This window comes from uncultured Oscillibacter sp., assembly GCF_910587525.1.
In the GTDB taxonomy this organism is placed as follows: Bacteria; Bacillota; Clostridia; order Oscillospirales; family Oscillospiraceae; genus Oscillibacter.
In genome coordinates this window covers 1-8,618 of sequence record NZ_CAJULS010000100.1, presented here as the reverse complement: position 1 = coordinate 8,618, position 8,618 = coordinate 1, and the positions used below count along the sequence as shown (strand labels likewise).

9 protein-coding genes are annotated in these 8,618 nt (G+C 62.7%); 4 read left to right on the top strand and 5 right to left on the bottom strand.

From position 1 onward, the window contains the following. Nucleotides 1-212: 212 nt before the first annotated feature. From QZ326_RS09405 to QZ326_RS09390, 4 genes are all read left to right on the top strand, one after another. Nucleotides 213-461, top strand: coding sequence for a helix-turn-helix domain-containing protein (locus QZ326_RS09405; RefSeq protein WP_295744401.1), 249 nt, complete (start codon nt 213-215; stop codon nt 459-461). After that, nucleotides 458-1,108: a ComF family protein gene (locus tag QZ326_RS09400; protein WP_295744398.1), complete on the top strand. Its 651-nt coding sequence runs from the start codon at nt 458-460 to the stop codon at nt 1,106-1,108. Before QZ326_RS09405 ends, QZ326_RS09400 begins: the two co-directional genes overlap by 4 nt. Before the next feature lie 365 nt (nt 1,109-1,473). Next, nucleotides 1,474-2,493 carry a rod shape-determining protein gene (gene mreB, locus QZ326_RS09395; protein WP_295744396.1) on the top strand — a complete coding sequence of 340 codons (1,020 nt, stop codon included), beginning with the start codon at nt 1,474-1,476 and terminating at the stop codon, nt 2,491-2,493. 401 nt (nt 2,494-2,894) lie between these two features. Then, on the top strand, nt 2,895-4,298 hold the full coding sequence (locus QZ326_RS09390; RefSeq protein WP_295744393.1) for a GNAT family N-acetyltransferase: 1,404 nt from the start codon (nt 2,895-2,897) through the stop codon (nt 4,296-4,298). A 43-nt stretch (nt 4,299-4,341) separates the two neighbouring features. On the opposite strand, the gene QZ326_RS09385 is transcribed toward QZ326_RS09390, so the two are convergent. From QZ326_RS09385 to QZ326_RS09365, 5 genes are all read right to left on the bottom strand, one after another. Further along, on the bottom strand, nt 4,342-5,412 hold the full coding sequence (locus QZ326_RS09385; RefSeq protein ID WP_295744390.1) for a putative glycoside hydrolase: 1,071 nt from the start codon (nt 5,410-5,412) through the stop codon (nt 4,342-4,344). Nucleotides 5,413-5,455: 43 nt separating this feature from the next. Next, nucleotides 5,456-5,893 (bottom strand): ribose 5-phosphate isomerase B, encoded by a 438-nt coding sequence (gene rpiB / locus QZ326_RS09380; protein ID WP_295744387.1) that lies wholly within the window; start codon nt 5,891-5,893, stop codon nt 5,456-5,458. Nucleotides 5,894-5,972: 79 nt separating this feature from the next. After that, nucleotides 5,973-6,782, bottom strand: a complete 810-nt coding sequence (locus tag QZ326_RS09375; RefSeq protein ID WP_295744384.1) for a histidinol-phosphatase HisJ family protein — start codon at nt 6,780-6,782, stop codon at nt 5,973-5,975. 10 nt (nt 6,783-6,792) lie between these two features. Then, entirely contained in the window at nt 6,793-7,923 is a 1,131-nt protein-coding gene (dnaJ, locus tag QZ326_RS09370; protein WP_295744382.1) for a molecular chaperone DnaJ, read from the bottom strand. A gap of 102 nt (nt 7,924-8,025) precedes the next feature. Continuing rightward, nucleotides 8,026-8,618, bottom strand: a 593-nt coding sequence (locus tag QZ326_RS09365) for an Hsp70 family protein (RefSeq protein WP_295744380.1), incomplete at its 5' end; no start/stop codon positions are given.

Here is an 8,618-nt window from a genome sequence, read left to right as displayed (position 1 = left end):
CAGACCAGCCCCCGTATCTTGGGCGAATTTGACCCCTGCGGTCAAATTCGGCCCCAGCGTCTCTTTTTTCTTTTGGGCCGTGCATATGCACCAGCCATCATCATGGCTGTATCCCTCCCCGCCCGTCAGGGCGAGCTCTCAGAGTTATCTAGAAACACGATGAAATTGGATATCTGAAATCCAGATACATATACTCATCCTAGGTGATAAGCATGAGAACGGAAATCTTAAAATACGGACGTATCCGTGATATCCGCACAGACCGGGGGCTGACCCAGGAGCAGGTTGCGGCGATTCTCCATGTCAGTCAGAACACCTATTCCCAATATGAGATTGGAACGACCCGTTTTCCCCTGGATGCCGTGGTCAAGCTGGCGGAGTATTACAACGTCAGCATGGACTACCTGGTTGGCCTGGCGGATGATCCCATGCCATACCCCAGGAAACGGAGACAGCCGTGAGGGCGCTGGAGAGGGTCCTGGACCTGCTCTTTCCGCCTAAGTGCCCCTTCTGCGGCCGTGTGATGGACCGTCCTGGTGTCTGCGCCGGATGTGCTTCCGACCTCCCCTGGACGGAGGAAGCGGATAGTCTCCGGGAGCTCCCCGGTGCGCTGCGGTGCGCCGCGCCGCTGTGGTACGAGGGAGTTGTCCGGGAGGGACTGCTGCGGTTCAAGTTCCAGGGCGCGGCCGGAGCGGCGGAGCCCTTGGGCGGGCTGATTGCCCAGTGCGCCGCGGAGAGGCTCTCCGGGGAGTTTGATACGGTGACCTGGGTGCCGGTGAGCCGGAAGCGCCTGCGCCAGCGGGGATACGACCAGGCGGAGCTGCTGGCCAGGAGCGCCTGCCGCCGGTGGGATACCATGCCGGTCCGGCTATTGGACAAGATCCGGGACAACCCCGCCCAATCCGGATTGACGGACGAGGCGGGCCGCCGGGAAAACGTCAGGGGCGTCTACCGGGCGGCGGAGGACATCCGGGACCGCCGGATTCTGTTGGTGGACGATATCTGCACCACGGGGGCCACGCTGTGCGAGTGCGCAGGCGTCCTGCTGTCCGCCGGGGCGGCGGCAGTGGTGTGCACAGCTGTGGCCCGGACGCCCTTTGGGGAGTAGAGGGTCATACTGTCATTTTTCCGTTTTTTGGGCGGGATTTCACCAGGGACTGGGAAAAACGTTTACAATTTCGGAGAAGAATGGGGTTGCATTCGACAGAAACTGCCAGTATAATAGAATCCATATTGTAATTGTTTGCGGAAAACCGTTTATACTATTCGCCAATTGAAAGCATATATGATTTTAATTGCGTCAGCATCGCTGACGGGGCGCCGCCGGGAGGCCGTGCAATACAAATCCCGCCAAAATCCGGCTGGATTTTGGCATCCACGGCAGCAGCCGCGGAATTAAAATCCGGCACACCGTATTTTAATTGGAAATTAGTATTATAATAAGATAGAAAGAGCATGAGGTGAGGTAAATCCATGGGAAAAGATATTGGTATCGACCTGGGAACCGCTTCGGTTTTGGTATATGTCAAGGGCAAGGGCATTGTTCTCAACGAGCCCTCTGTGGTGGCGCTGGATAAGAACACGGGGAAGCTCCTGAAGGTGGGCGCCGAGGCCCAGGCCATGCTGGGCCGCACCCCCGGCAACATCGTGGCCATCCGTCCCCTGCGGGAGGGCGTGATCTCCGACTACGACATGACGGAGCGGATGCTCCGGGAGTTTATTCACAAGGTGGCGGGCGTGTCCTTCTTCCGCCCCCGGGTGCTGATCTGCATCCCCTCCGGCATTACGGAGGTTGAGGAGCGCGCTGTGGTGGACGCGGGCATCCAGGCCGGCGCCCGGAAGGTCTACCTCATTGAGGAGCCTGTGGCGGCCGCCATCGGCGCAGGCATCGACATTACCCAGCCCGACGGCCACATGGTGGTGGACATCGGCGGCGGCACGGCGGACATCGCCGTCATCTCCCTCTCCGGCGTGGTGGAGTCCGCCTCCATCAAGATCGCCGGCGACCAGCTCAACGAGGCTGTGGTGAAGTATATGCGCCGCAAGCACAACCTGCTGGTGGGCGAGCGCACCGCCGAGGAAATGAAGAAGCAGATTGGCTGCGTCTTCCCCAAGGACGAGGAGGAGGTCATGGACGTGAAGGGCCGGTGCCTGCTGACGGGCCTGCCCAAGGTGGTGGCCGTCAGCTCCACGGAGATGATGGACGCCTTCGAGGAGCCGGTGGAGCGCATCATGGAGGCCATCCACTCCGTGCTGGAGCGGACGCCGCCGGAGCTGGTGGCGGACATCTCCACCAACGGCATCGTCATGACCGGCGGCGGCAGCCTGGTCTCCGGCTTTGACAAGCTGGTCACCGCCCGCACCGGCATTCACGCCGTCATCGCCGAGGAGGCCATCAGCTGCGTGGCGCTGGGCACGGGCAAAAGCCTGGCGGACCTGAACTCCCTCCAGGACGGCACCATGAATATCTCCCGCCGCAGGCAGATGAACTGACGAAAAAGGAGAAGGCAGAGCCTTCTCCTTTTTGGCGAGAAACGGAGGTCAGCTCTCCTTCCGGAAATACTCCCGGATCAGGATCGCAAGACCCGCTGCGGCCAACGCGGCCGCCAGAAAGAAGGGGATCCCCATATGGGCCGCCCCCAGGGGCGTGATGACACGGCCAGGCGGGGTGTGCCAGACGGGTGACCATGCGGTCCTGGATATGCAGGAGAATAAACATGCACCAGAGGCTTCCCAGGATGGTAAAAAATCCGCCGATCAGCGCGCGTTTCATAGAGACGCCCCCCTTTGCAGAACTATCCGTATATTACTATGGGCGAGAGACGCTGTCAACCGCCCGGCCGGGTCCGTACGCCGCCGGAGGCGGCACAGCTTACAGAGAGAACAGGTGACTTATGCAGAATTTCAAACCAGTGACAAAACAGGACGCGCCCAAGCTGCGGCGGTATTATCAAAACTGCAGCTACGGTTTGTGCGAATACTCCGTGGGTACCAAGCTCATGTGGCGCAAGACCCTCCACCCCGCCTGGGCGGAGATTGCCGGATGTCTGGTGATCCGCAACACCATCGACGGGCAGACCGCCTTTGACTACCCGGTTCCCGGCCCCCAGGGGGACGAGGACGCCGCCCTGGCCGCCATCGAATCCTATTGCCTGGAGGCGGGGGTGTGCCCCGTGATCTCCGTGGTGCCGGAGTGCAGGGCGGCCAAGCTCCTGGCCCGGTACCCCTACGTGCGGGTCAGCAACATCCGCACCTGGCGGGACTATGTGTACTACCGGGAGGACCTTCAGTTCTTCACCGGGCGGCGGTACTCCGGCCAGCGCAACCACATCAAGAAGTTCCACACCCAGTGGCCCGACGCCTTCTTCCGCCCCTTGACGGCGGCGGACGCTTCGGTGATCGGCCGCTTCTGGGAGGACTATGAGGCGGAGTTTCCCAAGGGGGACAACGCCAAGGCCCGGGATGAGCTGGCCCTGGCCAAGAACATGCTGAAAATGGCGGGCAAGTCCTTCTTTTTGGCCGGCGGCATGTTCGACGGGGACAAGCTCATAGCCCTGTCCCTGGCGGAGCGGTGCGGGGATACGCTCATTATCCACATCGAAAAGGCGCTCTATTCCTACACCGGGGTGTATCCCGCCCTGGTGCAGGCCTTTGCCAACGCCTTCGGCGGGGACTGCCAGTGGATCGACCGGGAGGACGACGCCGCGGACCGGGGCCTCCGTACCTCCAAGCTGCAATACGGCCCGGCCAAGCTGGCGCCCAAGTACCGCTTTGAGCCCCAGAACGAGCTGCTGAGCCATGTGAAGGCCATCCCGGAGCTGAGGACGGAGCGGCTGACCCTCTCCGCCCTGGAAGAGGCGGATATCCCCGCCTACAACGCCCTTGTGCTGGACCAGGAGCGGAACCGCTGGTGGGGCTATGACGATGTGACCGGTCTGGGGGGGGCGGTAGAGGAGCGGAGCTTCTTCGACGTGGCCCGGCGGGACTTTGCCAATGGCCTGGCCACCAACTTCGCTATCCGGCTGGACGGGAAGCTCATCGGCGAGGCGGTGCTCTACCGCTTCGACTACCAGGGCGGCGCGGAGCTGGGCTGCCGCATCAGCAGGGAGTATGACGGCCACGGCTACGGCACAGAGGCCTTTGCCGCCGTGGCAAATTGGGGGCTGTACAAGGTCCACCTGAACCGGGTGGTGGCCAAGTGCTATAAAGAGAATGAGGCCTCCTTCAAGATGCTCTCCTCCTGTATGCGCAGGAGCGGGGAGGACGAGACCTTCTTCTACTTTGAAAAGCCGGTGTAACAGAAAGGACCGTGTCCCAAAAGGACACGGTCCTCTATTTTGCTCATTCCGCCGCCGGCAGCAGCAGGAAGGGGCCGTCCCAGCTGGAGTCCGGCGCGGTCAGCTCCGGCAGGAAGTCCTGAACCCGGTTTTCGGCCACAGCCTCCGCCTGAAGCACCAGATTGGAGAGGATTCCGGCCTGTCCCGGCTCTGTCACGGCGTACACCCGGTCCGCATAGCTGACAGCCCGGGCCAGCACCAGACCGGAGACGGCCTCCTGGCCGTCGGAGATCACACTCTCGGGGAGTTCCATGGAGAGCTTTACGCCGTATGGTTCCAGCGTCTGGAGGAGGTCCTGCCAGAGGAGGCTCAGGTTCTCCTCGATGGGGCTGGAACCGTAATTGAGGGTATTCAGATTCCCCTGGATGGGATAGCCGGTGTCTGTCAGCAAAATCTCGTCAAAGCCCAGCTCCGCAATCTCCCGGGCCAGACCGCACAGGTACTCCCGGGCGGCCGGCCTGCCGGGGTCCAGCCAGGTGGTGCCGGCGGCGTGGAACATCCTGCCGCCGGTGGTCTTCAAACCCATGGGGGTGTTGTTCATATAGGGGGCAAAGGCGTCCGGCAGACAGGAGAAGCGGGCGATGGTATACAGCTCCTCGTCTCCGGTAATCATGCCCAGGGCCTCCGTGGTGCCCTGTACGGTCTTTACCGCCTTACTCGCGGCGGTTTGGGAAGCAAAATAGACGGTGCCACGGGCGTCCTTCAAGGTGACGGTCACACCGCCGAAGGTGTCGCCCATCTCCGCCCGGGCGGCCTCCCAGACCGCCGGGGTCAGCGGGGCGGCCGTCAGGGAGTACACCTGAAAAGCAGGCGGGGTTTCCGGTTCCGGTACGATGACCTCCAGGCTGTCCGCGGGCTCCGGCACCTGGACGGGCGGGATATCCTCCGCCGGCGGCGCCGGGGCCGCCGGCCGCTCCGGCAGACGGAAGAAGGGGGCGCCGGTTTCGTCGTAGGCAATGTAGCGCTGCATGGCCAGCGCACTCAGCGCCGCCAGAATGATGAATACCAGGAGTATGGCTAAGGCAATTTTTCCCTTGGAGGTCCGGCCCCGGTAGTTGCGGTATCCCTTGGCCATGGCCTCTCCCTCCTCTCCGCGAAATTGTTGAATTGGGCGGAAATCAGCCCTCCAGGGCCATGATCTTATCCACCCGGCGGGCGTGGCGTCCGCCCTCGAATTCCGTGGAGAGGAACACCTCCACCATACGTTCGGCCATGTTTTTGCCGGTAAAGCCGGCGCCGATGGCCATCATGTTGGCGTCGTTGTGGCGGCGGGTCATTTCCGCCTGGAGGCAGTCGGCGCAGTGGGCGCAGCGGATGCCCTTGATCTTGTTGGCGGCAATGGAGATGCCGATGCCGGTGGTGCAGATTACAATACCCCGGTCGCACTTGCCCTCCGCCACGGCACGGGCAGCCGCCGCACCAAAGTCGGGGTAGTCGCAGCTGTCCAGAGAGGTGCAGCCAAAGTCCTCACAGGTGTGGCCCAGCTTCTCCAGGACCGGGATGATGTACTGTTTCAGTTCATAGCCGCCGTGGTCACAGCCCAGTGCGATTTTCATGGTGACATCCTCCTGTCTGTTGTGTCTCATTATTGTATATTGCTTTCGGGAAAAAATCAATATCTTTCTGGCATTTCCCTCACAGGTCGTGCCAAATGGGCTGCCGTTTTTCAAAGGTGCAGAATTTGGTGAACCCGCACCGGCGCAGCAGCTCCTGCCGGGCCTGGATGGCGCAGCCGGCGAACTCCGGCGTGTGGGCGTCGGTGCCCAGGGTGATGATCTCGCCCCCCAGATCCCGGTACATCCGCAGCCACTTCTCGTCCGGCAGGGGGGTATTGCCCCGGTTGGTATTCAGCTCGATGCCGCAGCCGTTCCGGATCGCGGTGCGCAGGATGTCCTCCACCTCCGCCTCGAAGGGGTCAAAGCTCAGGTGGAACCCCTGGTTCTCGTTGAGATACCGCAGGGGCAGGGTCAGATGGCCCAGCACGTCGAACTGGCCCCACTCTGCCTCCCGTCTTACAAGCGCCAGATAGTCGGCAATACCCAGCAGGGCCTCCTCTTCGTCCTTGGGGTGGAAGAAATACATGTCCACATAGTCGAACTGCTCCGACAGAATGTGGGTGGAGCCGATGATGAAGTCCAGCTCTGGGGCGCCCTTCAGCAGCTCGGCGGTCCGGGGCAGGTCCAGAACGGCCTCCCCCAGCTCAATGCCAAGACGCAGCCGGATGCGGTCCCCCAGAGCCTCCCGGGCGGCCTGGAACTCCCGGGAGAGGGCGTCCCAGTCATAGAACTCAATGGGGTCCCGGCCATTCCAGGCCACGGGCTCCATATGGTCGGTGAAGCACACCTCGTCCATCCCGGCCCGCAGAGCGGCCCCGGCCATCTCCGTCATGGGGTATTTGGCGTCCGGGGAGATGCGGGAGTGCATATGGTAATCTGCCAGATACATGGACCTCGCCTCACTTTTTGAACTTCTTGAAGAACTTTTTCCGCTCCTCGTAGTTGTTGTCCCCTACGCTCTCGGCAAACTTTTTCAGAGCTTCCTTCTGCTCCTTGTTCAGGTTCCGGGGCGTCTCGATGTATACCGTGACGTATTGGTCGCCCCGGCCCCGGCCGTTGATGGCGGGGATGCCCTTGCCCTTGAGGCGGAAGGTGGTGCCGCTCTGGGTGCCCTCCGGCAGGTCGTATTTAACTTTGCCGTCAATGGTGGGGATCTCCAGCTCCGCTCCCAGCACCGCCTGGGCAAAGGTGATGGGCGCCTCGCACAGCACGCTGGTGCCCTCCCGGCGGAACAGCTCGTGAGGCCGGACGGTGATGGTGATCAGCAGGTCGCCGGCGGGGCCGCCGTTGGTGCCGGCGTGGCCCTGGCCCCGGATGGAGATGGTCTGCCCATGGTCGATGCCGGCGGGGATGGTGGCCTGGATGGTCCGGCGCTGCCGGATCACGCCGGAGCCGTGGCAGTCCTTGCAGGGCTGGTGGATGATCTTACCCTTGCCGCCGCACTTGGAGCAGGGGGAGGTGGTGGCGAACACGCCCATGGGCGTCTGCCGCCGGACCTGGACCTGGCCTGTACCGTGGCAGTCCGGGCAGACCTCCGGCGTGGCGCCGGCGGCGCAGCCATTGCCGTGGCAGGTGCCGCACTGCTCCATACGATCCACGGTGACAGACTTCTCGCAGCCGAAGGCTGCCTCCTCAAAGGTGACGGCCAGAGACAGACGGATGCTCTCCCCCCGCTGGGGGGCATTGGGATTGCTCCGCCGTCCGCCGCCGAAGCCTCCGCCGAAGAAGCTGCCGAAGATATCCCCCAGATCGCCGAAGTCAAAGCCGCCGTCAAACCCGCCGCCGGCCCCGAAGTTGGGGTCAACCCCGGCATGGCCGTACTGGTCGTACCGGGATTTCTTGTCGCTGTCGGACAGGACCTCGTAGGCCTCGTTGACTTCCTTGAACCGGGCCTCGGCGGCCTTGTCGCCGGGGTTCAGGTCCGGGTGGTTGGCCTTGGCCAATTTCCGGTAGGCCTTTTTAATCTCGTCCTGAGAAGCTCCCTTGGACACGCCCAGGACCTCGTAATAATCACGTTTCTGCTCAGCCATATATACACCTCAATGCCGCACGGGGGTTGCGCGCCCCTGCGGTTTTGGTACACGCCGTTCAATGGGGCGGGGAAGATCCCCGTCCCATTGAAGAAGGTGGTGTTACTTGTTCTGGTCGTCCTCGTCCACGACCTTGTAGTCCGCGTCGTAGTACTGTCCCTCCTGGGCGGCGCCGGCGTCCGGGCCGGGCTGCTGTGCGCCCTGGGGATTGGCCTGCTGGTAGAGCTTCTCGCTGACGGCGTAGAACGCCTGCTGCAGGGCCTCTGTGTCGGCCTTGATGGCGGCGGTATCCTGGCCCTTGAGGGTCTCTTTCAGCTTATCCAGGGCTGCCTGGACCTTGCCCTTGTCATCAGCGGGGATCTTGTCGCCCATCTCGGAGAGGGTCTTTTCACTCTGGTAGACCATCTGGTCCGCCTGGTTGCGGGTCTCAACCTCTTCCTTCATCTTCTTGTCCTGGGCGGCGTACTGCTCCGCCTCCTTCACGGCCTTCTCGATGTCGTCCTTGCTCATGTTGGAGGAGGAGGTGATGGTGATGTGCTGCTCCTGGCCGGTGCCCAGGTCCTTGGCGGAGACGTTGACGATGCCGTTGGCGTCGATGTCGAAGGTCACCTCGATCTGGGGCACGCCCCGGCGGGCCGGCGCGATGCCGTCCAGGTGGAAGCGGCCCAGGGACTTGTTGGCGGCGGCCATCTCCC